This window comes from Candidatus Pantoea symbiotica (assembly GCF_056491525.1).
Map to the genome: position 1 here is coordinate 2,414,088 of NZ_JBSZHR010000002.1, position 25,708 is coordinate 2,439,795.

Consider the following 25,708-nt stretch of genomic DNA (forward strand, 5'->3'; position numbering starts at 1 on the left):
CTCTCCTTAATATGCGTTCGCGGGCTGCCAGTCGGGAATGACCGGCAGCGCCTGTAACAGTTTTTGCGTCCACGGATGCTGCGGCGCGGCGAACACCTGCTGCAGCGCCCCGCTCTCCACCACTTGCCCGTTCTGCATCACCAGCACGCGATCCGCCAGATGCTGGATCACGCCGAGATCGTGAGAGATAAACAGCAGCGCGGTGCCGTGTTCGGCCTGCATGTCAGCCAGCAGATCCAGCACCTGCGCCTGCACCGAAACGTCGAGCGCGCTGACCGGTTCATCGGCCACCAGCAGCGCCGGATTCGGCGCAAAGGCGCGCGCAATCGCCACGCGCTGACGCTGGCCGCCGGAAAGCTGCTGCGGATAGCGCTGCAGGAAACGGTCGCCGAGCTGCACTTCATCGAGCAGCTGTCGCACGCGCTGACGCCGCGCATCACCGTAAATCCCGGCGCTATCGAGGCTTTCGCCGATAATTTTTTCCACCGTGTAGCGCGGATCGAAAGAGCTGAACGGGTCCTGCGCGATCAGCTGCAAGCGCGCACGCCGGGCGCGACGCGCTTTCTCCGGCAGACGATCCCAGCGCTCCCCTTCCAGCAGCAGCGTGCCGCTGTCCGGTTCGGTTAAACCCATCACCACTTTCACCAGCGAGGTTTTGCCGGAGCCGGATTCGCCGACCACGCCAAGCGTTTCCCCGGCGTGCAGCGTGAAGTTGATGTCGTTGAGCACCAGACGATCGCCGTAGGCTTTGTGCAGGCCGATGCCCTCCAGCAGCGGCGCGCTGCTGCGTGTTGGGCGCGGCGGCAGCGGCGTCGGTTCAGCCGCGCTGAGGCGCAAACCGCGCGTGGCGGGCGTCGGCACCGCGCGCAGCAGGCGCTGCGTCCAGGCGTGTTGCGGACGATTGAGCAGCGGGCCGCTGTTGCCCTGCTCCACCACTTCGCCATCGCGCATTACCAGCACGCGATCCGCCAGTTCCGCTACCACCGCCAAATCGTGGCTGATCAGTAGCAGGCCGTGGCCGTCGCGACGGCGCTGCGCCAGCAGTTGCAGAATCTGGCGCTGTACCGTCATGTCCAGCGCGGTGGTCGGTTCATCAGCAATCAATAAAGTTGGCGTGCCGGCCAGCGCGGTAGCGATTAAAGCACGCTGACGCTGGCCGCCCGAAAGCTGATGCGGATAGCGTTCGAGGCGGCTTTCGGCATCGTGAATGCCCGCCGCCTTCAGCAGTTCGATGCTTTTGTCCTGCAAATGGCCGCGATGACCGGCGGCGCTTAGCGCATCACTCAGCTGCTGACCAATGCGGCGCAGCGGATCGAGCGATACCAGCGCGTCCTGTAACACATAGCCAATGCGACGACCGCGCAGCGCGCGCCAGTCGCTGCGGCTGGCGTGGCGCATATCGCGGCCGTCGATAGTGAAACGGTCGGCGGTTAACACCGCGCCTTCCGGCAGCAGGCCAAGCAGGCTGCGCGCGGTCAGGGTTTTGCCGGACCCGGATTCCCCGACCAGCGCCACCGATTCGCCCGCCGAGACTTGCAGGTTGAGGTTTTTCACCACCTGCTGCGGCCCGAAACGGATCGAGAGATTCTGGATATCAATAAATGGCTGGCTCATGCGGATCGTCCTTCAAAACGTGCCTGCCAGTAACGCCCCAGCGTATTCACAGCAATCACCGTCAGCGTAATAAACACGCCCGGCCACACGGCGATCCACCACGCGTTACGCAGATAGTTGCGTCCTTCCGCCAGCATCAGGCCCCATTCGGCGGTCGGCGGCTGCGGCCCCATGCCGAGGAAACTCAATCCGGCGGTGCCGATAATCGCGGTGCCGAGCCCCAGCGTGGCCAGCGCCGGCACCTGCGCAATGGCGTGCGGTAGAATATGGCGCGTGATCAACGTGAAGCGTGACAGGCCAAAGGTGCGCGCCTGCTCAACGTAGCCGGAGGTCATCACGCTGTAGGTTTGTGCCCGCACCACGCGGGCAAAACGCGGCACCGACGCGACGCCGAGCGCGATAATCAGGTTGTTGGTGCCGGGCCCGGTGAAGGCGATGAGCATCAGCGCCAGCAGCAGATCGGGAAAGGCGGAGATCACATCCACCGCGCGGCTCAGCAGCTCATCCACCACGCCACGCGCCAGCGCCGCCACCAATCCCAGCAAGGTGCCAAACACCACCGCCAGCGCCATCGCCGCCACGCTGATCAGCAGCGAATAGCGGCTGCCGTAGATCACGCGCGTCAGCAGATCGCGTCCCAGCTGATCGGTGCCCAGCCAGTGCTGCGCCGACGGCGGCAGCTGCGCGTTTACCGGATCGGCCAGCAGCGGATCGCTGTGCGCCAGCCACTGCGGCGCGGTCACCGCGATAGCCAATACAATGAGAAACAGAATCGCTGCCCACACCGCGGCGGGCAGCGCAACCGGAAGGCGTTGCAGTGCGGCAATCATGATTTGCTCTCCCCGCGCAGACGCGGATCAATCCACAGCGACAGGATGTCAACCAGGGTGCTCATCACCACGTAGATCAGCGCCGAGAGAATCGCCACCGCCAGCACCACCGGCAGATCCTGCGCCAGCACCGCATCGACGGTGAGTTTACCGAGCCCGGGACGTCCAAAGACCTGTTCGGTGATCACCGCGCCGCTCAGCAATCCGCCCACCAGCCAGCCGGTCAACGTCACTGCTGGCAAGGACGCATGACGCAGCGCGTGGCGCAAACGAATAGTGGTTTCCCCCACGCCCCACGCACGTAACGTAAGGGTGAATGGCGCATCCAGTGCGCGCTCCAGCTCGCGGCGCAGCAGTTGCGCAATCACCGCGCCCTGCGCCAGACCGAGCGCCAGCGCAGGTAGCACCAGCGACGACAGCGAGCGATCGCCCGCCACCGGGAACCAGCGCAAGGTGAAGCTGAAAATAAACAGCAGCACAATGCCCATCCAGAAAGAGGGCGTGGACGCCAGCAACAGCTCGACGCCGTTAGCCACGCGGCGACCAATGCGACGATGCGCGGTGCCGACGGCAATCACCACTGCAAAGATGATGCTGACCAGCAGCGCCGCCAGCGTCAGTTTGATGGTGGGCCACAGCTGCGTGGCCAGCAGATGGCTGACTTCGGTATTCAGCATGTAAGAGCGCCCAAAATCGCCGTGCAGCACGCGCCACATATAGTGCAGATATTGCCACCACAGCGGTTCGTTCAGGCCCCATTCAGCGCGGATCGCCGCCTCAATCGCGGGCGTACGCAGCTGCTCACCGATCAGCAGACTAACGATATCGCCCGGCGCCAGATGCACGCCGAGAAAGGCCAGCGATACCGCCGCCCACAGCACCAGTACGCCGCCCAACAGACGGCTGACGATGCGGCGCGTCAGGTCGCTGCGCCACACCGATGGCCGACGCGCGCGTGGCGTGCGGGTGACAATGCTTTCCAGACTCATCTTCGCCTCCTGATTAGTGGTCGCTGAGCCAGATGTCGTACGCGTTCTCCGGCATCTGTTTAAAACTGCGGAAACCGGCACCGTGCACGTAGCTGGCGGTGGCGATCTGGTCTTCGGGTTCATACAACGGGATCGCCAGCGCCTGCTGTGGCAGCGCGTATTGCTGCAGCTGGCTGTAGAATTTACGGCGCTGATTGATATCCAGCGTCGCTGCTGCCTGATCGAGCCAGCCGTTGATTTGCGGGCTGTTGACGCGGCTGTAGTTAATCGGCCCGCCGGCTTTCACCGGGCGATAGTGGTTTTCGATATCAATGCCGTCGGTTTCGGTATTCGAGTTAGCAATCGAGCCGAAGTGGCCGGTGTTACGCACGTCGGTATAGGTGCCGGAATCGACGTAGCGCAGTTTGAGGTCCACGCCGAGACGCTGACGCGCCTGCGCTTGTACCGCCTGTAGCAGCACATCGCGCTGATCGCGCACCGTTGCCTGCGCCTGAATCACCTCAATGCTCAAACGCTGGCCGTCTTTGGTGCGGAAACCGTCGCTGTCGCGCGTTTGCCAGCCCGCTTCGTCCAGCAGCTGGTTGGCGGCGGCGGGATTGTTACCGTACTGACCTTCAAGATCGTTGTTGTAGAGCGGATCGACCGGCGAAGTGATGCCCCACGCGCGGGTACGTTCGCCGCGATACACCGACTTCAGCAGCGGATCGATATCCAGACCTTGCAGTAACGCCTGACGCACTTTCACATCCTGCGTCGGACCATATTCCACGTTGAGGAATAGCGAATACGGCGTACCGGTATTCAGCGCATGCTGATAGGTAAAGTCGGGATTGTCTTTGAATTCACCGGCATCGTTACCCGAAATGCCTTCAATGGCATCAACCTGGCCCGACAGCAGCGCGCCAGTGCGCACCGAAGATTCCGGCAGGAAGCGATAGGTAACGCGATCGAGATACGCCGGTCCTTGATGTTTGGCGGTGGCGGGCGCCCAGTTGTAGTGTGGGTTGCGTACGAATGTCACCTGCTGGCCTTTTTCGTAGCTTTCGATAATAAATGGCCCGGTACCGGCGATCTCTTTGCCACCGGCTTTCAGCTCGGGTGAGTTCCAGCTGGCCGGCGCCAGAATCTGCAATTTGGCGGCGAACGACAGGAACGGAGAATAGCCCTGCTTCAGCGTGATGGTAACGGTGTAGTCGTCCGGCGTCGCCACGCTGGCAATGCGCGCGCCCAGGGCGCAGATGCTGCTGCCGGCGCAATACTTCGCATCCTGCACGTGGCGGAAATTCTCGGCCACCGCGTTGGCATCTAGCTTCTCACCGTTGGAGAAGGTGACATCGCGACGCAGGCTAAAGCGATACGTTTTACCGTCCGGGCTGACCTCATAACTTTCTGCCAACCAGGGTACGAAACTGCCGTCAGTACGGCGCGCCAGCAGCGATTCCCACACGTTACGCAGCGTCACTTCCGCTTTGGATTGCCCATTGAGCTGCGGGTTAAACGGTACAGGTTCGGTTTCGACGCCAAAGGTTAAGCTGCCACCGCTGCGTGGTTGCTCAGCGGCGAAAAGTGATGCGCTTCCCAGCAGGCAGATGACACCCAGCGCGAGAGTGATGGAATTCGCTTTCATAAGATCCTTGGTGGTTGCAGGTGCTTTTTTAGTTGTTCAGGCGATTTTGGCGATGGGTTGATCGGCTGGCGGGTTGAATTCCTTTTTCAGAAACACCAGCGCTTCGCCTAATGGATTGGTGCGGTGATGGAACGGTTGATAACCGCGACGCAGATAGAGCTCGCTCAGCCATGGATGCTTAATGGCGGTGGCGAGATAGACACCCGGCGCTTTCAGCGTCTCTTTCAGCAGAGTTTCTTCGGCGTAGGTGATGATGTCGCGGCCAAAGCCCTGCCCTTTGTAATCAGGATCGACAGCAAACCAGTGGATAAACGGCAGCGACGATGGCGCATGTTCATCCTGCTGCCACGGAAAACGCACCGTGACGGTCGCCACCGCGCGTTTCCATTTGCGCAGCACCAGCACGGTTTCCTGCTCGATGACGCGGCGCACCTGCTCAACGTTGCCCTGTGAAATAGTGAAATGCACATCCAGCGCCACCAGCGCGGCGTAGGCACGCTGTAACAGCGCAAATATTTCTTCCGCATCGTCGGGCTTGGCAACTTCAATTAGCTGACTCATGGTGACCGTTTCCTTATTCATTCCTGCCGAAAGTATTAAAATCCGGCGGATTAAAGTAAACCGAGAATAACGGCAATCGATTTGTTGAATATGGCAATGCAATAATTTAGCGGAAGATGAAAACATTTAATTAATGCACATATCGTAGCGGCGCAATTAATTGCGCTGTTTTGACTTTTAAAATCAACAGAGCGCGATAAATCGCGCCGCTACGGATATGTGCGTTTTTTTAGTGCTTGCTCACCCACACATCGTAAACGCTTTCTGGCATCTGTTTATAGCTGCGGAAGCCGTAGCCATGCACGTAGCTGGCGGTGGCTAACTGATCTTCCGGTTCATACAGCGGCACTGCCAGCGCCAGCTGCGGTAAAGCGACCTGCTGCAGTTGGCTGTAGAAATCGCGGCGCTGGTGCAGATCCAGCGTGCGGGCGGCTTTATCCAGCAAGCCATTGATCTTCTCATCGTTGACGCGGCTGTAGTTAATTGCTCCGCCCTGAGCGATCGGACGATAGTGGTTTTCGATATCCACGCCATCGGTTGGCGTGTTGGAGTTGGCGATGGTGCCGAACTTGCCGCTTTTACGCACATCCGCATACGTACCGGAATCGACGTAGTTCAGCTTGAGATCGACACCAAGACGCTGACGCGCCTGCGCCTGAATTGCCTGCAGCAGCACATCGCGCTGGTCACGCACCGTCGCCTGCGCCTGAATCAGCTCAATGCGCAGACGCTGGCCCTCTTTAGTGCGGAAACCTTCGCCATCACGCGTTTTCCAACCGGCTTCATCCAGCAGCTTGTTGGCCGCATCCGGATTGTTGCCGTATTTGCCTTCCAGTTCTTTGTTATAGAGCGGATCGATGGGCGACGTGATGCCCCACGCGCGGGTACGTTCGCCGCGATACACCGACTTCAGCAGCGGATCGATATCCAGACCTTGCAGTAACGCCTGACGCACTTTCACATCCTGCGTCGGGCCATATTCCACGTTGAGGAACAGCGAATACGGCGTGCCGGTATTCAGCGCATGCTGATAGGTAAAGTCGGGATTGTCTTTGAATTCACCGGCATCGTTACCCGAAATACCTTCAATGGCATCAACCTGGCCCGACAGCAGCGCGCCAGTGCGCACCGAGGATTCCGGCAGGAAGCGATAGGTAACGCGATCGAGATACGCCGGTCCCTGATGCTTCGCGGTGGCCGGTGCCCAGTTGTATTTCGGGTTTTTAACGTAGGTCACCTGCTGGCCTTTCTCATAGCTTTCGAGAATAAAGGGCCCGGTGCCTGCCAGATCTTTACCGCCCGATTTCAGCTGCGGTGATTTCCAGCTGGCCGGTGCCAGAATCTGCAAGCCCGCAGCGAAGGATAGGAAGGGTGAGTAAACCTCTTTCAGGGTGATCACCACAGTATGATCGTCCGGCGTTTCAATCTTCTCGATGTGCGAACCCATCAGGCACAAACTGCTGCCAGCGCAATATTGCGCGACCTGAGTTTGGCGGAAGTTCTCAGCCACCGCGTTGGCATCGAACTTCTCGCCGTTGGAGAAGGTGACGTCCTGACGCAGATTAAAGCGGATCACTTTGCCATCCTGGCTGGCCTCATAACTTTGCGCCAGCCACGGCACAAAACTGCCGTCCGGACGGCGCGCCAGCAGCGATTCCCAGAAGTTACGCAGCGTGATTTCTGCTTTGTCCTGACCATTAAGCTGTGGGTTAAAAGTGGTCGGTTCGGTTTCGACACCAACCGTTAAACTGCCACCGCTAACCGGTTGATCGGCGGCTACAGCATTAAACGCGTTTCCCAACAGGCTAAAACCTAATGCCAAAGCGATTGTATTTAATTTCATATTGTCCTTGGTGATTGCAGGTAAATATTATGTATGGCCTGAATCTGGCCTGTATTAATTCCCGCTGAATTATTAAAACCCGGACAAATAAATGTAAAACGACAATAGTGGCAATCGATTTGTTGAATATGGCAATTCACCAATAACTGAAAAAACAGATTATCGTGACATGCTTGCTGGTAGCGGAGGCACGCCGGATAACCCGCGTAACCCGTACTCGACCATTGCCATATAGACCGCAAAATAATCCAGCGCCATTTGCATAAAGGAGAGATGCAAAATGAGTGTATTGCTGGCTTTATCCAGCGTCAGCAAACCCGCCGCTTCGGCGTCCTGCAGGCAGCGTTTGATGTGCGAACGCGAAACGCCACATTTCAGTGACGCTTTCAGGTAGTTGTACTCAATAACGGTGGTTTTTTGTTGCAAACTTTCGATGTAAAGATCCATCAGCAGCATATGCCCGGCATCCCTGAAAATGAAGGCTTTACTCTCTGGCACCATATCGAATAAGTAGACATGCTTGAGGGTAATTTCAGCGTATTTTTTGAAGTATTCGGCATGGAAATTTTCCATTTTCAGGCATGCCGAAACGTCGAAATCACCATACAACATGCCGTAAGGGATCATCATGGTATTAATTAAGGCGCGGGTTTCATCCAGCGCTTTGCTGGTCACCGTGTAGGTTAACTTGCGTTTATCCAGCGCGTCCTTTTTAACTTCCATACGCCCGCCTACCCGAATAAAGAGCAGAAAGGAGTCAATAGTGTTGTCGCTAATCAGGCCGGTTTTCTTACAAAAGTCTTTTACATCACGCAACGTTGGGTTTGCTGAAGTGAAGGAGTACGCCATGATCGCCGAACCAATAATAAAGCGATTGGCTTTAAAAATGACTTTAAAATAGAGCGGCTTAGTCAGATACAGTCTAAACAACAGTTTGTAATGCTTCTGCATAACTAACGAGATGTTTTTATTTGACTTAATCTCTGCTGCGCGATGATAAATTAATGCTGTGAGTTGCTGTTTGCTTTTCATATTGCTGTGTTGTGTGCCTGGTTATCAATTATAAATATTTCAAAAACCACCCACCTTCTCATACGTTATTTTAAAGCCTGTTGAGAATCGGTAGATGATGCTTTTGGGAGGCATTGTTTCTGAGGTTAACATTTTAAGATTAACAAGGGTCTTTTTGCCCTTCCGAGTACGATCTTACCATCAATGCGCTATTTTTTGTAAAGCCTGATTTTATTTTAACCTGACAGGACCATTTCTAAGCCTGTAAATTAATCTTTGTTTTTATAGCTATTTCATTAAGTTAGGTTGCGATATTTTGGCAAGTATTCACTTTGCAGCACAGCTTAAAAAAATTAACCACAAAAATGGACAGTGACTTAACAAAGCCCGTATGAGAACTTTCTTAACGCACGGTTATTCCGCTTGATTAAGCCACGTTGGCTAATAGCCATGCCGATTTTTACAGGGAATATCCGACAGGATTTTAATGGATTTCATAAGGATTTATCATGGACGATTCACCGCAAAAGATGCTGCATCACGGCTTTTCATGGGGTATTTCACCCAATAATTATCTGCTAAAAAAACTCGCTTACCCTCTGATCCTCATGGGTTTTATTGCTATGCCATCAGCATGGGCAAATATGAGTGTCTATCCAATGGAAGTCACCCTGAATAATCAGGGTGCGGCGCAGGTGCAGACATTATCACAGAGCGGTGAAGCGCAGTTTATTCGCGTCAGCATCAAGCGAATTGAGCGTCCTGCGACACCGTTTGAAAAAGAAATATTGGTTGAGGATGCCGTTTCGCGCTCGCTTATCGCTACACCGGATAAGTTCGCGCTCGCTTCCGGTTCTCAACGCATCATTCGGCTGATTTCATTACAACCGCCGGAAAAAGAGACCGCCTGGCGCGTCTACTTTGAGGCCGTGGCTGCCCCGGATGAACTGAAAGATCAATCGCTGCCGAATAATAACATCAGCAATCAGGTCGGCATCAATTTAGTCTGGGGCGTACTGGCCCATATTCCGCCGCGCAATGCCAGGTTATCGCTTACTGCATCCGCATCGGGCGAAGTCAAGAATTCGGGTACGGTACGCGTAGTGATTCGTGAGGTGGCGGTTTGCTCAAAACAACATATCAGTAGCAGCTGCCAGTGGAAAAAAGAACACGCCACGGTTTATCCGGATGAAACACTGCGCTTTAAAGCCTGGAGTTCTACAGAATTAAGTGCTGCTCAGGAAGTCAGAATTAAATATGTTGATCTCAACACGCGGAATTTAGCCGAGTACGTTATCGGACAATGATCAGCACCTATTAAAGGAATAACAACCTGTTTGTTATAAAGCAGTTTACTACCCATGAGACGGTCATTTACGGCCAGTACAAGGATTTTCACGGAGCTACAAATGCAAAAATTAATTAAACCACTTGTCATCGCTGCTGCGTTAACGGCTGTATTTAATGCACAGGCGGTGCAGAAAGATATTACGGTGAATGCGAATGTCGATTCGACGGTCGATATGACCCAGGCGGACGGAACCGCATTACCGGGCACCATTAATATGCAATATATTCCGGGCCGTGGTTTGTCTACCTATTCACTGGACACCAAAATCTGGTCGAACTCGCAAACCGCCAATATTAACGTTGCGCTGGTGAGCGCTGCTCAGCTTAACAATACCGTCACCGGTACAGCGGTACCCTTGACCGTCACGCTGGGCGCGGATTTAAAACCGATTACCACCACCAACACACCGCTGACTTACGCCTCGCTGTTCCCGGCGGGTACCGCCAACGGTTCGTCAGTATTGCCACTAAAAATCTCGCAGACCACGCAAGGCGTGCTGGCAACCGGTACCTATTCCGGCGTGATTAGCTTGTTAATTACTCAGGCCACCACGCAGAGCTAATTTGTCGGTATTGACTGATCAATTATTTCGGGGGGCCGCTCGCCCCCCTTATTATTCTTTTTCAGCAGGATGCTGTAATGAAGGTCAATATTCGCGTCGTTTTAATCGCCTCTTTCATTACCCTGATCCCCTCTCTTGCACCCCGCGCTGCCACGCAGGTTCCGCCTGGTTTTGAATCGCTGGTTACCGGCCAGACGCTGTGGGTCAACCTTTCTGTTTACGGGCAATCGCTCGGCCTGTTTGAAGCCTCTGTTTCGCTTGATACCGTCACGTTCTTAAAACCGCATCAGGTTGCGCGGGCGGTGATGCAGCATTATCAAAACGGTCCGCAGCAGGAAAAGCGCTTAGACCATCTGATCAGTGAACCGCTGGCTCGCAATGGCAACAAGGCATGCAGCAGCAACGGCGGCGCAGCAGGCTGCGACTATCTGGAAACCGATTCCCTCGCGCTGATCTATGACGAAAATAATGCCAAAGTGGCGCTGTTTCTCGGCCCGGAATTTGTGCCGCTGGCGGCTGACAACGCATCGCCCTACTACCAGCAGACCGCCGAAACGGAAGCGGCGTTTATTCATCAGCAGAATATCAATTTCGTCACCAATCGCGATGACCAGACGTTATCCCTGCAGGGTGCGGGCGCGCTTGGACTCACTGAAAACAGCTATGCCGGTATCGACTGGGACTATCTGGCGCAAAAATACCGTCAGCAGAGTCATCAGGAAGTGCGCTTTAACAACGTGTTTCTGCGCCGCGATATCGGCAAGCGCTATTACGTGCAGGCCGGACGCATGGATTCGCGCGATATCTTTAGCAACGCCGGCGGCAACATTACTTTAAGCCAGCTGCCGCTTAGCACCATCGAAGGTGCGCGCGTGGGTTCGACGCTCGCCTGGATGAACCGCGCACAGGCGGCGCAAGGCACGCCGGTGACGGTGTTTATTACGCGTCCGTCGCGTATTGATGCTTATCGCGGGCAGCAATTGCTGGGCACCTTTTACCTCAATGCGGGCACGCAAAACCTCGATACCAGCGCCTTTCCCAATGGCAGCTACAGCGTGACGTTGCGCATCTATGAAGAGAATCAGTTGTCACGTACCGAACAGGTACCTTTTAGTCGTACCGGCAATGCCATCAGCCAGAACATTGAATGGTTTGTACAAGGCGGAACCATTCCCGATCGCGAGATGCAGGGCAACGGCGCTGCGTCACAGCAGAGCGCCGACCGCCGCGTGATGCAGGCGGGCATCAAAGTGCCTGTGACGCAAGACGCTGCGCTGACCGGCGGTGTCGCCGTGACCAATCGCAACCGCTTTATCGAAAGCGCGCTCGACTGGAGTCACGGCTTTGATAACTCGCTGCTCGACGGCATTCTTACTACCCGCTTTAGCTACCTGAAAGGCAGCGAAGGCTCGCGCGGCAATATCCAGCAGGTCGCCTATAACGACGGATTCTCCCTTAGTTTCTATCGCAGCGCCTTGTATGCACAGGACTGCTACAGCAACAACGGTGGGCAATACGGTTTTAGCGGGTGCTACCAGAGCAGCAGCCTGATGTTCAGCGTGCCGGTGAAAAGCTGGTATCTGAATGCCGGCTACAGCGCCAGCAAGAATGAAGGCCGCAATGTGCTGCCCGTTCAACTGGATGATAACGCGGTGGTGCCACAGTGGACGCGCCGCAACCTCTACAGCAAAACGCAGACCACCACCTGGCAGGCTGGCCTTGGGCGCGGCTTCAGCGTCAACGGCATCAATATTAATACCAGCGCCAATCTCTTTACCCGCACCAGCAGCAGCGGAATCCAGCGCGATAATGGCGGCTTCCTCTCGGTTTCACTCTCGCGCGTCAGCACGCCGACCGTCAATTCAGGTTCGAGCTACAGTTCGCTCGGCATGACCTACCAAACCGATCGCAACAACAAAGATCAGATTGGCTATAACGTGGCGCAGAACTGGTATTTCGATGCGCAAAATCAGCAGGAAATCGGTGTGAACCTCAACGGTAATCAGGAAAACAAGCTGAATGCTTCCTTTTATGGCAAAACCGGCGGCGAATACGGCAGCGGCAGCCTGGCGGTCAGCTCGGCATCGTCCGGTTCATCCGCTCAACGCTTTAGCAGCAGCGGCAGCTATAACTCCTCTTTGGCGGTGGCGCGTTCCGGTCTGTACTGGGGCAAATGGGGCAACGGCCTGCCCGGTGCGGCGGTCGGTTTGCATGTGGCAAGCAGCGATGAGAGTCGCGATACCCGGGTGGATGTCTCGGTTGATGGCGCGGGCAGCGCCAGCCTGCACGGCACCGGCCGCACGCTCTTCAGCGTACCGGCTTATACCCAGAGCGCGATCAGCATCAATGATTCCATCGAATCCACCGACGGGATGCGCAGCGAAATTACTCAAGGTGCCGGACGACGCACGCTGTTCATCGCGCCGGGGCGCATGTTGGTTAGCAAGGTGAATATTGTTTCGCGCTACACCTGGCTTGGCAGACTGATGATCAATCAACAGCTTCCACTGGAAGGTGCCACGCCGCTGAATGTCGCCAGCTGGTCCGGTTTAGGCCAGGGCGGATTCAGCGCTGAGACCGATCACCGCATAAAAAATCTCTACATGGTGCGCGGCATGCAGATGTACCGCTGTGAAATGAAGGTGAAAAGCACCCATGACGTGGTGCGTTACGTCGGCGATAGCGACTGCAAACCTATCGAACTGGCTTCAGTGCCGCAGGATGTGCAGCAACGAGCAAAAATGCTGATTGTCACCCGCCAGGCGGATGAGGTTCCGCTGGCTCGCACCGCGCCTTCTGCGTCGCAACAACAATAGGGATTTTGGATGAAAAGTAGCTTTCTTAGCGCGCTGACGCTGTTTTGGTTAATGGTCAACACATTGGCGCAGGCGGCCACGCTCACGCCTTCTGGGCGCAATACCAGCATTGCTGTGACGTTTGACCGCATGTCAGTGCCGGCGCAATTGCCGATCTGGACCAATGAAAACGGCGGTTATGATACCAACGACGCGCCAAAATGGGGCCGCAACACGCTGGTGTGCCAGTCGCGCACCAGCAATCAATATGGCGCCTGCCTGACATTACCTGTCTGGTTGGAAGCCTCTCCATCACCCTATCCCGTGCCGCTATTGTTTACCGAAAGCAGCACCAAACAGACGTTGGTACTGAATGTCTATCTCACCAAAAGGCGCTCATTGAATAATGTGGTGGTGGCGACCAATCTGGTGCCGATGAATGCTTTTGGTGGTGCCGTCACGCCGCGTGGCGATGGCACCGATTATTCAGCCTATCTTCCCTCTTCTGAGCTGAGTAAATTCCCGTCGGCGGGCACCTGGAGTGCGACGCTGAAAATGTCGCTGATGCAGTGGCCAGTAACCTCCTGCACCGGAAATTCGCAGAACGTGAACGTGGGTTGTACCAATGTGACGAAGATGGGTGACTGGATCGCCACCATGACCTTTAAGGTGACGGATTACGGTAATCAGCAGATTTATCTGCCGGAGTTTGGCAATGCGGCCGCCACGGTTGATCTCGGTTTAAAAACCTTCCCCGGTGCGCGCGCCACCACCACCGTCAGCGGCAGCCGTTCGCTGGATATGTGCCTGTACGACGGCAATAATTCTGACAGCAACCGGGTGAGCATCTTGTTTCAGGACGAAGGTGCAGCCGCGCCCGCCAGAGCCACGGGATTGTTTTCGTTATATCGCACAGGCGCGGACAAAAATCTGGCGCAAAATCGTCTCGATTATGCGGTTGAAGTGATTAACCCGCTGACTAAAGCGCGCCAGGCAGTCGAGAACGGCAGTGAAATCATCTGGAGCGGCACTAACAGAGGTGTGTTGCGACGTGTGGTGTTACCGGGCCAGAGCAATTCGGTGCTGTGCGTTCCCGCGCCGATACAACTCATCACGCCGCCTTTTACTTTATCGTCAAAAACAGCGGGCCGTTATCAGGGCACGCTGAGGATTATTTATACTCCGACGACGCAATAATGGCGCGGGCGGTGATGACATTATCCGATGTTTTGCAGGATGGGCATTTATGGGAATAAGGTCGCCATGAATGGCGACCCTACCGGGTGATTTAAAAATTATTGGTGAAACGCTGATAGAGATGCAGGCTGTTTTTCAGATTGAGCTTTTTAACGATCTTATTCTGATGGCTGTAGAGTGTTTTTTTATTTATACCGGTTATCTTCGCCACACCTTCAATCGATTCGTAAGTGAATAAACAACGCAGGAAGTTAAATTCTTTACGGGTTAAATGATTATTGATGGCGGGAGCAGCCAACAGCTGGCCGTTTTTATGCTGGCACAACATCATCGCCAGCCTGGTACTGATGGTGCCGATTGGAGATTTTTTATCGATAAAACAATCGGCTGTAATGGCATGAGTGCTGTAATTAATCTTGTTTTTCACTGAATCTGAAAAGAAAATCAGCGTCGCATTCAAGGTGCTTTTCAGTCTGGTCAGATAATCTATCTGAGCCAGCGCCGTGCGGAAGTTTACCGGCAAATCAAAAATAATAATCGGTGAAAGGCTGGCGGTTTTTTCCCTGTCACTCATTAGCGTCTTCATTTCACGAAGCGTATTACAGCAAGTGATATTTGAATGTTGCAGCAGCGCAATTAAGCCCTGCTGGTGATAGCAAGACTGATCCAGATAAATGACATCCATGATTAATTTCCGATAAATATCCCTCATTCTGCGCATACTATCGGCTTACCGGCGGAAATTAACTGTCCATTTTTGGTGCTAAATAATTCACGTGATCGATCGGTCGATTTAAAAGTAGACCGGGCACAAAGTGTTACCTCTGTGCCCGGTCTGATTTCACTCTAAAGCTAGGCGCGCGCGGCGATGATGCTTTCAGCCACGTTGCGTGGCGCTTCCGCGTAGTGCGCAAACTCCATGCTGTAGGTTGCTCGGCCTTGCGACATCGATCGCAGCGTGGTGGCGTAGCCAAACATCTCGGACAGCGGCACTTCGGCGCGAATAATGCGCGCACCAAAGCGTTCATCCATGCCCTGCAGCGTACCGCGCCGCGACGACAAATCGCCCATCACGCCACCGGCATACTCTTCCGGCGTCTCGACTTCCACCTGCATCAGCGGTTCGAGGATCACCGGATCGGCCAGTTTCGCGGCGGCTTTGAAGCCAAAGATCGCCGCCATGCGGAATGCCATTTCCGATGAATCGACGTCGTGGTACGAACCAAACGTCAGCGTGGCTTTGATGTCCACCACCGGATAACCGGCCAGCACGCCGCTGTTCAGCGCTTCACGAATCCCCTTCTCCACCGAAGGAATGAACTCGCGCGGCACCACGCCGCCTTTGGTGGCGTCTTCAAAGGCAAATCCGGCACCCGCCTGCTGCGGCTCCAGCGTCAGCACCACATGTCCATACTGACCTTTACCACCCGACTGGCGCACAAACTTGCCTTCCACCTCGCGCACCGTTTTGCGAATGGTTTCGCGATAAGTAACCTGCGGCCGACCGATGTTGGCTTCCACGCCAAACTCGCGCTTCATGCGATCCACGATAATCTCCAGATGCAGCTCGCCCATGCCGGAAATAATCGTTTGTCCTGATTCCTCATCGGTGTGCAGACGGAACGACGGATCTTCGGCCGCCAGCCGCTGTAGCGCCAGGCCCATTTTCTCCTGATCGCTCTTGGTTTTCGGCTCAATCGACAGCGAAATCACCGGATCGGGAAACTCCATGCGCTCCAGAGTGATCACCGCATTGGGATCGCACAGCGTTTCACCGGTGGTGACCTCTTTCAACCCCACGCAGGCGGCGATATCGCCGGCTCGAATCTCTTCGATCTCGATACGGTCATTGGCTTGCATCTGGACGATGCGACCGATGCGCTCTTTGCGCCCTTTCACCGCGTTCCACACGCTGTCGCCTTTGCGCAGCACGCCGGAGTAGACGCGCACGAAAGTCAGCTGTCCGACATAGGGATCGCTCATCAGTTTGAAAGCCAGCGCTGAGAACGGCTCGCTGTCATCCGCATGACGTTCGTCGTGTTCGCCCTGCTCGTTGACGCCGCTCACCGCCGGTACGTCGAGCGGCGAAGGCATCAGTTCAATCACCGCGTCGAGCATGCGCTGCACGCCTTTGTTTTTGAACGCGCTGCCGCACAGCATCGGCTGGATTTCGCCGAGCAAGGTGCGCTGACGCAATCCGGCAATCACCTCGTCTTCACTGAGATCGCCCTGCTCCAGATAGCGATCCATCAGCGCTTCGCTGGCTTCGGCCGCTGCTGCCACCATGTTCTCGCGCCACTCGGCGGCAAGTGCCTGTAGCTCAGCAGGAATTGGCGCATAGCTGAAGCTCATGCCCTGGCTGGCGTCGTCCCAGTAAATGGCACGCATTTTGTTGAGATCGACCACGCCGCTGAAGTGCTCTTCCGCTCCGATGGGGATCACAATCGGCACCGGATTGGCGTGCAGGCGATCTTTCATCATCTGCACCACGCGGAAGAAGTCCGCACCCTGACGGTCCATTTTGTTGACGAAGGCGATGCGCGGCACGTGATATTTATTGGCCTGGCGCCACACGGTTTCAGACTGCGGCTGCACGCCGCCAACGGCGTCATACACCATCACCGCGCCATCAAGCACGCGCATTGAACGCTCAACTTCAATGGTGAAATCGACGTGTCCGGGCGTATCGATGATGTTGATGCGGTGCGGCGTAAAGCTGCCGTCCATGCCGGGCCAGAAGCAGCTCACTGCCGCCGAGGTAATGGTGATACCACGCTCCTGCTCCTGCGCCATCCAGTCGGTGGTTGCCGCGCCATCGTGCACTTCACCTAACTTGTGGCTCATTCCGGTGTAAAACAGGATGCGCTCAGTGGTGGTAGTTTTACCGGCATCGATGTGCGCGGAGATGCCGATGTTGCGATAACGTTCGATGGGGAGGGTTCGGGGCATGATGCGTCCTTAGTCATTCGACTAGTTATGCGGCGCGCACCATTGCCCGCCGCTGCGCAACAGCCTAAACCTATTGTACGAGTAAATACGAACAGTTTGAGCCTTTTTTAAACATCGTTAAAATCTTGTATCTGATTCAGCATTTACGGGCTGGAAAGCCGTCGCCGGTCACTTTAAGGTAAGGCTTTCACTCTCAACGGGAAAATTGACCATGCGTATTCTGGTAGTCGGCGCCGGCGCCACCGGCGGCTATTTCGGTGCGCGTCTGGCGCAAGCAGGACGTGATGTGACTTTTCTGGTGCGCGAGCGCCGCTTTCAGCAGTTACAGCAAACCGGTCTGGTGCTGAAAACGCCATCCGACAGCGAAGTGATTCAGCCGCAGCTGGCGCAGGCCGGCTCGCTGGATGGACATTTTGACCTGATTATTTTGACGGTGAAAAGCTTCGCGCTGGATCAGGCGATGAATGACATCGCGCCCGCTGTCGGCCCTGACACGCTGATCATGCCGATCCTCAACGGCATGCGACATATCGATACGCTGCGTGCACGCTTTGGCGACAAGGTGATTGGTGGCCTGTGCAAAATCAACGCCACGCTGGGTGAAAACGGCGAAGTGCTGCAGATGACGCCGCTGCATATTCTCTATTACGGCGCGCTGGACGGTCACAATGATGCGCGTTTGCAGCTGGTGGATGAAGCGCTGCGTGCGGCGCAGTTTGATACGGTGTTTGCCGACAACATCATCAGCGAGCTGTTGGAAAAATGGTTGCTGCTCAGCACGCTTGGTGCGGTGTGTTGTCTCGCGCGCGGTAATACGCAACAGGTGCTAACGTCACAAGGCGGCGAAGCGCTGCTGCAAAGTGTATTTGGTGAAGTGTTGTCGGTGCTAAGCGCGGAAGGTTATCAGCAGCGCCCGGCGGTGACGGCGAAGATTTATGAGACGCTGAACAATCCTAAAGCAGCGATGACCTCGTCGATGTATCGCGATTTAACCCAGGGCTTTGAGATTGAGGCCGATCAGGTGATTGGCGATCTGCTGGTGCGCGGCGCACGCAGCGGCGTGGTGACGCCGTTGCTGAACGCGGTGTATGTCAATTTGCAGGTGTATGTGCAGGGTCGATAAAACGGATCGCCAGGGATGGCGACCGAAATCTCATAACCGTGACTGCACGCCTGGCAACTGTTTCAGACGTTGCCAGCCCGCTTCCACCTCTTCTGGCACCTCAACGTGGCCGAGGAAACCTTTGCCGCGCGGCCCGTAACCATTTTCATCGTCACGCAAGCGCTGGATTTCCCCCATCAGCAGCGAGAGAAAACGCTCCATCGACCACAATCCCTGCGGCGGCGCACCAATAATGCGCAACATGCCCGCGTCCATCTTCACCTGCGGCCCAAACACCGGCCAGCTGATAAATTCCGGCGCATCCGCACGATCGCGCCATTGAAAGCGGAAGGTTTCCCAGGTACGACGCTGCATCAGCGGATCCTGCACCAGCAGCACGCGCTGCGGCTGCCAGCTGTGCTCATCCAGCAGTTTCTGGCTGAAGGCGGCGTTTTCCCCGCAGTTGCGTGAGGCGGTTTCCAGCAGCAGCAGATCGTCCGGCAGCGCGGCAAAGACGCGGGCGACATCGCCTAACAATTCGGCTTCGCTTTTGCCTTTGCTGTCGATTTGGCGATACAGCGGATGCACCGCGAGCATCTCCACCAGCAGCGGCGTTGAGTGGCCAGTGCCGCCGCTGATCAATAACGGCAGCTGATATTTTTTCGCCACGGCAATTACCGCTTCCACGTTCGGTAGTACCGCGTGACCGGCGAGAATGGCTAAATCGATGTCGAGCGTGCCATCTTGTGGCATCTGATCCAGCGCCAGCCAGGCCGCCAACGTATTGATATCCTGAATCTGATGGTTGTTGAGTTGCATCCGGTTCTCCTCTTTATACCTTTGGCAGTGTAGCGGCTTAAGTGCGTGTCAGCAGGGAAAAATTTGCTACACTCGCAGCTTAATCTTCAGGAGAGATTCATGACTGCGCGCTCCGTAACCCTCGACGATGTAGCTCATCTGGCTGGGGTTTCTTATCAAACCGTTTCTCGCGTCCTCAACCATTCCGAGCAGGTTTCGCCGCGCACCCGCGCCAAAGTAGAAGCCGCGATGCAGCAGCTCAACTATGTGCCGAATCGCGTAGCGCAGCAGCTGGCGGGAAAAAACACCCGCACGCTAGGACTCGCCACCAGCGATTTAGCCTTGATGGCGCCCGCACAGATCGCTTCGGCGATTCAGCAACGTGCGGCAGCGCAGGGTTATCATCTGGTGATCGCCATGGCGAATCCCGACAGCGCGCCGCAGGACACCGTTAACGAACTGCTGGCGCAACGCGTGGATGCGCTGCTGATCAACCTGCCGCTGGATGCCGCGCAGGCCGCGCAGATTCAGCAGCAGTGCGACCACAAACCGGTGCTTTTTCTCGATGTGGAGCGCAGCGCTGAGGTGACGCAATGCCAGTATCAGAGCGAATCCGGTGCGCAGCAGGCGGTTGATCATCTGGTGGCGCTCGGCCATCGTCAGATTGGCGTGTTAAATGGCCCGGCAAGTTCTGCATCGGCGCGTGCACGTTTTGCCGCGTGGCAGCAAGCGCTGGCGGCGCATCAACTCACGCCATTCTGCGTGTTAAGCGGTGACTGGAGCGCTGCTTCGGGTTATCAGGCGCTGCTGGCGCAGTTGCCTGACCATCTGCCGCAGGCGCTGCTGGTGGCCAACGATCAGATGGCGCTCGGCGCGATGCGGGCGATGCATCAACATGGCGTGAGGATCCCGGCGGAGATTTCGCTGATTGGCTATGACGATACGGCGGAAAGCGCGTGGTATCAGCCACCGTTAACCACCGTGCGGCAGGATTTGCAGCAGTTGGGCGCGGTGAGTGTTGATCGCTTGCTGGTGCAGCTGGAAGGCGGAGATGTAACAGAGAAGACGCTGGAAACCGAGCTGGTGTTACGTGAAACCACGGCGGCACCGCAGCAGGATGAGGTGGATGTGGCGGAGATTGCCCAGCAGTTGCAGGTTTTGGCGCGGAAGTTGAAGCGTTGAGCGGGAAGTAGAAAGAAAAAGGTCGCCATGAATGGCGACCCTACGATTTATTGCGCTTTTGGCTCGCCCATCGCTTTCAACTTCTTAGACAGCTCGCGACGCTCTTTGGAGAGGTCAGCGTTTTTGATGATGTACTCATCAACGCGGTCTTCATAGTCCACACGCATGCTGGCGATAATTTCCTGCACCGCCTCGATGCTCATGCCTGGTTTGATGTATTCACTCAGGTTGTCCAGCAGCAGCACACGTTTCTGGTTATCACGGACTTTCTTCTCGTTATCCACGATTTCGCGCTGCAGTTTGTTTTTACGACGGAACATACGCACAAACTCCAGTACGTCCTGAAATGATTGCTTGGCATTTTCCATGTTGGCACCTTTCTTGAGGCCTGCGTCGGCAGGCGGAATAGTCATAACGTTTAGCTTAGCGGCTTGGCCGCCAGGGTTGCAATTCTCACCGCTAAATTCGGACTGGCGCTTATCTTAGCGCAAAGAAAGGGTGATTCACATTAAGTCATTGCCTGAGAAAACTATTTACGCAGCGCCAGCCGCACTAAATCGGTCATACGCTCCAGTTGGCGCGCCTGTTCGAGGCTCAGCCAGACGTAACCGTAAATTGCCGTGGTTTCGGAACGCCCGCTGCGATTGGCAATCAGCTGCTCCAGTTCCTGGGTGATCTCCTCCAACGCGTGGCTGTTGGCGGTGATCTGCTCGGTCTCGCCTTTCACCATCAGCGTTGCCAGCGCATTCAACGTGTCTTCGGTCATCTGCTGAGTGCGGCGCAGCGTGGGCGCGTTGAGCATAATCAAGTGGCTTTCACGCGACGACCACCATGCATCAATCTGCATCTGCATGGTGTTCACCATATTGCGATTGATGGTTTGGATCGCCTCAAACACCGATTTCGGAATGCGCGTCTCTTTGCTCGCCGGCTCCAGCAGCGCGCGCATTTTAATTACGCCGCTCAGCAGCTTCTGGAAAGGTTTATTCAGCCGCGGTTTCTCCAGCAGATTGGCGGAGAAACCGGTGTGATGCAGCTTGGCCATGGCGATAAACGCATCCGATAGCTGGATACGCCAATGGGTGTACGCGCGTTGCGCCCAGATGGCGCTAAACAGCAGCGCCATCAGCGAACCGAGAATCACGTCGCCGCCGCGCCACATGGCGATGGTGAAATCCCCGGCCGGTGCACCTACCACCACGCCGAGCGTGATACCGATCAACAGCGCCATGTAGGGATGTTTGCCCAGCGTCAGATAACCACAGACCACCATCACGATGGCGCACCACACCAGCATCACCGGCAGCGAAAACAGCTCAAGCTTGAGCGCAATCAGGCCAGAAATCAGACCGGCGAAGGTGCCGCTAATGCGCTGCACCACACGCGGCAGCACGTTGCCCCAGGTGGAAATCGGCCCCATCACTACCACCAGCGTAATCAGCGGCCAGGTGCCTTCGGGAATGTCGGTGAGGCGTACAAACAGGAAGCACAGCACAAAAGCGATAGCGATGCGCACGCCGTGCACGGCGCGATAGTGGCGGTAGAACCAGAACTCAATCTGCGAGATGGGCTTGTCAGCGCGTAACATGGTTGTCCGGGAACGCTATAAATTTGCGCGCTATGTTACCCTGGCGAGGGCTGCATCATCAGGGTTGAACGCAACTATTTTTCGTGTTTTGCTGAAATTCAACATGGGCGTTACATCAGGTTTTCCCAATGGAAACATTGATGTAACGCATTCAGTTTTATGCGGCCATTAAGAAGGTCGCCATGAATGGCGACCTTACGGGTGCGGTGCGGTTTTTTAGGGTCACCATTTATGGTGACCGCGTAATTTATTCAGCCGCACGTACCGGAATATACATATCCACCAACCAGTCGCCGCTGTCAGATCCATCTGAAAGGTAATGCTCAAAGCACGGACGATTGTCGACTTGCCAACCGCCCTGGGCGTTCAAGCTATCGAACAAACTGCGCCACGCGCTGAAGAAATCGTTGTTGAGCACTTCAACACGCGCATGAAAATAGCGGCCACCCGGCAATAAGCCTTTTTCGATATCGTCGCCCGCCGCCGGAATCATCTCTTCTGGCGCGGTAATCACCGTTTCCACGCGCAGCTCTTCAGGCGGCAGCTCCTGCGGATTGCCGTAATAGATCGCCAGCCATTCGCCTTCAACCTTGTGCTCGCTTACCCAGCTTTTCAGCTGGTTAAAGCCGCGCGGCACGGTTTCCTGCCACGGACCTTGCAGATGGTAACCGAGCCAGCTTTGCGGATTACGTTCAACAATCGATGCTTTCATACCTTGCCTCTCATCAGCAGCAGAAACAGCGATTGTGCCATCACCGCCGCAGCACGGCGACGATGATGACGCGGAAATACGCGACAGATTACAGTTTCTGTTTCACGTAATCGCTGATGCGCGTAATGATGCCAGCCTGATCAACCGCTTGCAGCGCGTAGAGCGGATAGCTTGCCAGCTGCTTATCTTTGTCCATCACCTGAATTTCACCAATCTGCTCGCCCGCTTTCAGCGGCGCTTCCAAATCTTTGCGATCGATAACGTACTTCGCCATCACGTTGGCCACTTCGGTGCGCGGCAGCGACAGATAAATATCCTGCGTGGTGCCGACATCCACTTTATGCGGATTGCCGTACCAGACGTTTTCGGTACCGATCTTTTTGCCCGCGTGGAACAGCTGCACGGTGTCAAAGGTGTTTTGGCCCCAAACCAGCAGCTTGCGCGCCTGATCTTCACGGCCTTTCGAACTCTTGCCGCCCATGATCACCGAGATCAAGCGATGACGCCCGACGACGTTAGAGGCGATGATGTTGAAGCCAGCACTTTCGGTGTGGCCGGTTTTCAGGCCATCGACGTGCAGATTTTGATCCCAAAGCAAGCCGTTGCGGTTGTTCTGGGTGATACCGTTCCAGCTCAGGGTTTTCTCACCGTACATGGCGTAGAAATCCGGCTCGCCGCTGATGATGGCGCGCGACAGCACCGCCAAATCGCGTGCCGTGGTATGCTGGCCCGGCGCATCGAGGCCGTGCACGGTTTCGAAATGGGTGTGCGACAGACCAAGCTTCTGCACGTAGCTGTTCATCATGGTAACAAAGCTGCTTTCGCTACCGGCCACATGATCCGCTAACGCCACGCAGGCATCATTACCCGAATCGATGATCACGCCACGCATCAGGTCACGCACCGTGACCTGATCGCCCGGCTTGAGGAACATCAGCGAAGAACCTTTAAACACCGGATTGCCTGCGCCCCACGCATCTTTGCCGATGGTGACTTTGTCATCGCGGCTGATTTTGTTCTGATCGATAGCGCGATCCACGACATAACCGGTCATCAGTTTGGTCAGGCTGGCCGGATTACGCTCTTCATCCGGATTGCCGGCAGTGAGAATTTGTCCGGTTGTGGCGTCCATCAGCACCCACGAAGCCGCATCAATCGGCGGTGGCGTCAGGGGAAACGGCATGCTGTCGTCAGCCTGCGCCAACGATGCCCAAATAATCATTCCAGATACAGTTACCAGCAGACGCCTTTTCAACACTTCTTCCTCAAGATCAAAAAATGAATTTACCGCCGCACGTTTTACGGCAAATAGCGCTTACAGATCTGAATAAATTGAAAAAAAGTATGAACTGCGCATAAATGCTGCGCGCCTGCTCGCAGCGAGGATGATCAAGGTTGTACTGCTATCCACGGACGACTATCCTGTGCGTTGATTCTCCATTGCCAGGATAACGCCGTGCCCGCCTCTGAGTTCACCTTCTTATTTCACGATTATGAAACCTTCGGTAAAAGCCCGTCGCTGGACCGTCCGGCGCAGTTCGCGGGCCTGCGTACCGATAAAGAATTCAACGCGGTAGGTGAACCGCAGGTGTTTTATTGCCAGCCAGCGGACGATTATCTGCCGCAGCCGGAAGCGGTGATGATCACCGGCATTACGCCACAAACCGCCAAAGCGCGTGGCGTGACAGAAGCGGCGTTTGCCGAACGCATTCACGGCCTGTTTAGCGAGCCGCAAACCTGTGTGATTGGTTACAACAATGTGCGCTTTGATGATGAAGTGACGCGCAATATCTTCTATCGCAACTTCTTCGATCCGTACGGCTGGAGCTGGCAAAACGGCAATTCACGCTGGGATTTACTCGATGTTATGCGCGCCTGCTACGCGTTGCGCCCGGAAGGCATTGAGTGGCCGGAAAATGACGATGGCTTCCCAAGCTTTAAGCTGGAGCATCTCACCAGGGCCAACGGCGTGGCGCACGAACAGGCGCACGATGCGATGTCCGACGTGTATGCCACGCTGGCGATGGCGAAACTGGTAAAAGAGAAGCAGCCGAAGCTATTTGAGTTTCTGTTTACCCATCGCAACAAACAGAAACTGATGACGCTGATTGATATCCCGCAGATGAAACCGCTGGTGCACGTTTCAGGCATGTTTGGGGCAGCGCGCGGTAACACCAGCTGGATTGTGCCGCTGGCGTGGCATCCGGATAACCGTAACGCGCTGATTGTTGCGGATCTGGCCGGTGATATGTCGCCGCTGCTAAAGCTAGGATCAGATGAACTGCGTGAGCGTTTGTATACCCGTCACAGCGATTTGGGCGATCTGCCTGCGGTGCCGATCAAGCTGGTGCACATCAATAAGTGTCCGGTACTGGCGCCCGCGAGCACGCTGCGTCCGGAAGATGCCGCGCGCCTGAATATCGATCGTCAGCAGTGCCTCGCTAATCTTAAGCTGCTGCGTGACCACGCCGAAGTGCGTGAGAAAGTGGTGGCGCTGTTTGCCGACGCCGAGCCGTTTACACCTTCGGATGATGTGGATGCGCAGTTGTATGACGGTTTCTTCAGCGATGCCGACCGCGCAGGTATGAATATTATCCGCCAGACGCCGCCGCAGAACTTACCGGCGCTGGATTTGACCTTCGAAGATAAGCGCATTGCTAAGCTATTGTTCCGCTATCGCGCACGTAATTTCCCTGGCACGCTGGATGACGCCGAGCAGCAGCGCTGGTTGCAGCATCGCCGCGAAGCGTTAAATGCCGAGCGGGTGCAGGCGTTCCTGCTGGAACTGGAGTCGCTGGCGAGTTTGCATGAAGACAATACTGAGAAGATGGCACAGCTGAAGGCGCTGTATTTGTATGCGCAGGAGTTGGTGTCTTAAGAAGATTTGTTCAATGCCCTCTTCGCAAGAGAGGGTTTTCCTTTTAACCGGCTTTTTACTTCGTTTTTTTAAGCATCGAATTCATTGGTTTCACTCTCCGTCTGATTTTTTAGTTCCGC

General features: G+C 55.6%; 21 protein-coding genes. 7 read left to right on the top strand and 14 right to left on the bottom strand.

The annotated features are described in order from the left end of the window. Window positions 1-6: 6 nt before the first annotated feature. The 7 genes from ACXIZX_RS11875 to ACXIZX_RS11905 form a co-directional block, all read right to left on the bottom strand. Window positions 7-1,614 carry an ABC transporter ATP-binding protein gene (locus tag ACXIZX_RS11875; protein ID WP_154183637.1) on the bottom strand — a complete coding sequence of 536 codons (1,608 nt, stop codon included), beginning with the start codon at window positions 1,612-1,614 and terminating at the stop codon, window positions 7-9. Next, window positions 1,611-2,444 carry an ABC transporter permease gene (locus ACXIZX_RS11880; protein ID WP_179450208.1) on the bottom strand — a complete coding sequence of 278 codons (834 nt, stop codon included), beginning with the start codon at window positions 2,442-2,444 and terminating at the stop codon, window positions 1,611-1,613. Before ACXIZX_RS11880 ends, ACXIZX_RS11875 begins: the two co-directional genes overlap by 4 nt. Beyond that, window positions 2,441-3,433, bottom strand: a complete 993-nt coding sequence (locus ACXIZX_RS11885) for an ABC transporter permease (protein ID WP_179450206.1) — start codon at window positions 3,431-3,433, stop codon at window positions 2,441-2,443. Before ACXIZX_RS11885 ends, ACXIZX_RS11880 begins: the two co-directional genes overlap by 4 nt. Before the next feature lie 13 nt (window positions 3,434-3,446). Further along, window positions 3,447-5,060: an ABC transporter substrate-binding protein gene (locus tag ACXIZX_RS11890; protein ID WP_479404223.1), complete on the bottom strand. Its 1,614-nt coding sequence runs from the start codon at window positions 5,058-5,060 to the stop codon at window positions 3,447-3,449. 36 nt (window positions 5,061-5,096) lie between these two features. Next, window positions 5,097-5,621 carry a GNAT family N-acetyltransferase gene (locus tag ACXIZX_RS11895; RefSeq protein ID WP_312184780.1) on the bottom strand — a complete coding sequence of 175 codons (525 nt, stop codon included), beginning with the start codon at window positions 5,619-5,621 and terminating at the stop codon, window positions 5,097-5,099. Window positions 5,622-5,850: 229 nt separating this feature from the next. Then, entirely contained in the window at window positions 5,851-7,464 is a 1,614-nt protein-coding gene (locus ACXIZX_RS11900; RefSeq protein WP_479404224.1) for an ABC transporter substrate-binding protein, read from the bottom strand. 159 nt (window positions 7,465-7,623) lie between these two features. Next, entirely contained in the window at window positions 7,624-8,394 is a 771-nt protein-coding gene (locus ACXIZX_RS11905) for a hypothetical protein (RefSeq protein ID WP_231103562.1), read from the bottom strand. A gap of 590 nt (window positions 8,395-8,984) precedes the next feature. Here ACXIZX_RS11905 and ACXIZX_RS11910 point away from each other — a divergent pair. The 4 genes from ACXIZX_RS11910 (at window position 8,985) to ACXIZX_RS11925 (ending at window position 14,380) form a co-directional block, all read left to right on the top strand. Next, window positions 8,985-9,782, top strand: a complete 798-nt coding sequence (locus ACXIZX_RS11910; protein WP_479404225.1) for a fimbrial protein — start codon at window positions 8,985-8,987, stop codon at window positions 9,780-9,782. Between the two features lie 102 nt (window positions 9,783-9,884). Then, on the top strand, window positions 9,885-10,388 hold the full coding sequence (locus ACXIZX_RS11915; protein ID WP_008107322.1) for a CS1 type fimbrial major subunit: 504 nt from the start codon (window positions 9,885-9,887) through the stop codon (window positions 10,386-10,388). 77 nt (window positions 10,389-10,465) lie between these two features. Then, window positions 10,466-13,204 carry a TcfC E-set like domain-containing protein gene (locus ACXIZX_RS11920; protein ID WP_479404226.1) on the top strand — a complete coding sequence of 913 codons (2,739 nt, stop codon included), beginning with the start codon at window positions 10,466-10,468 and terminating at the stop codon, window positions 13,202-13,204. A 9-nt stretch (window positions 13,205-13,213) separates the two neighbouring features. Then, window positions 13,214-14,380, top strand: a complete 1,167-nt coding sequence (locus ACXIZX_RS11925; RefSeq protein WP_479404227.1) for a CfaE/CblD family pilus tip adhesin — start codon at window positions 13,214-13,216, stop codon at window positions 14,378-14,380. A 91-nt stretch (window positions 14,381-14,471) separates the two neighbouring features. Here ACXIZX_RS11925 and ACXIZX_RS11930 read toward each other — a convergent pair whose 3' ends face one another. Together ACXIZX_RS11930 and fusA are read right to left on the bottom strand one after the other, a co-directional pair. Beyond that, window positions 14,472-15,065 (bottom strand): LuxR C-terminal-related transcriptional regulator, encoded by a 594-nt coding sequence (locus tag ACXIZX_RS11930; protein WP_479404228.1) that lies wholly within the window; start codon window positions 15,063-15,065, stop codon window positions 14,472-14,474. Between the two features lie 167 nt (window positions 15,066-15,232). Beyond that, window positions 15,233-17,329, bottom strand: coding sequence for an elongation factor G (fusA, locus tag ACXIZX_RS11935; RefSeq protein WP_179450190.1), 2,097 nt, complete (start codon window positions 17,327-17,329; stop codon window positions 15,233-15,235). Window positions 17,330-17,540: 211 nt separating this feature from the next. Here fusA and ACXIZX_RS11940 point away from each other — a divergent pair, with 211 nt between their 5' ends. After that, window positions 17,541-18,452 carry a ketopantoate reductase family protein gene (locus ACXIZX_RS11940; RefSeq protein WP_479404229.1) on the top strand — a complete coding sequence of 304 codons (912 nt, stop codon included), beginning with the start codon at window positions 17,541-17,543 and terminating at the stop codon, window positions 18,450-18,452. 30 nt (window positions 18,453-18,482) lie between these two features. Here ACXIZX_RS11940 and ACXIZX_RS11945 read toward each other — a convergent pair whose 3' ends face one another. Continuing rightward, complete coding sequence (locus tag ACXIZX_RS11945) at window positions 18,483-19,250, bottom strand: YdcF family protein (protein ID WP_479404230.1); 768 nt, start codon at window positions 19,248-19,250, stop codon at window positions 18,483-18,485. A gap of 99 nt (window positions 19,251-19,349) precedes the next feature. Between ACXIZX_RS11945 and ACXIZX_RS11950 the strand changes: the two genes are divergently transcribed. Then, on the top strand, window positions 19,350-20,411 hold the full coding sequence (locus tag ACXIZX_RS11950; protein ID WP_479404231.1) for a LacI family DNA-binding transcriptional regulator: 1,062 nt from the start codon (window positions 19,350-19,352) through the stop codon (window positions 20,409-20,411). A gap of 47 nt (window positions 20,412-20,458) precedes the next feature. Here the strand turns inward: ACXIZX_RS11950 and tmaR are convergent, their stop codons facing one another. The 4 genes from tmaR to dacD form a co-directional block, all read right to left on the bottom strand. Continuing rightward, window positions 20,459-20,779, bottom strand: a complete 321-nt coding sequence (gene tmaR, locus ACXIZX_RS11955) for a PTS system regulator TmaR (protein WP_008110563.1) — start codon at window positions 20,777-20,779, stop codon at window positions 20,459-20,461. 161 nt (window positions 20,780-20,940) lie between these two features. Next, window positions 20,941-21,999, bottom strand: coding sequence for an FUSC family protein (locus ACXIZX_RS11960; RefSeq protein WP_008110562.1), 1,059 nt, complete (start codon window positions 21,997-21,999; stop codon window positions 20,941-20,943). A 247-nt stretch (window positions 22,000-22,246) separates the two neighbouring features. After that, window positions 22,247-22,711: a GyrI-like domain-containing protein gene (locus tag ACXIZX_RS11965; RefSeq protein ID WP_179450182.1), complete on the bottom strand. Its 465-nt coding sequence runs from the start codon at window positions 22,709-22,711 to the stop codon at window positions 22,247-22,249. 88 nt (window positions 22,712-22,799) lie between these two features. Next, entirely contained in the window at window positions 22,800-23,966 is a 1,167-nt protein-coding gene (gene dacD / locus ACXIZX_RS11970) for a serine-type D-Ala-D-Ala carboxypeptidase DacD (protein WP_479404232.1), read from the bottom strand. A gap of 201 nt (window positions 23,967-24,167) precedes the next feature. Between dacD and sbcB the strand changes: the two genes are divergently transcribed. Beyond that, window positions 24,168-25,589 carry an exodeoxyribonuclease I gene (gene sbcB / locus ACXIZX_RS11975; protein ID WP_479404233.1) on the top strand — a complete coding sequence of 474 codons (1,422 nt, stop codon included), beginning with the start codon at window positions 24,168-24,170 and terminating at the stop codon, window positions 25,587-25,589. The last annotated feature ends 119 nt before the right edge of the window (window positions 25,590-25,708 follow it).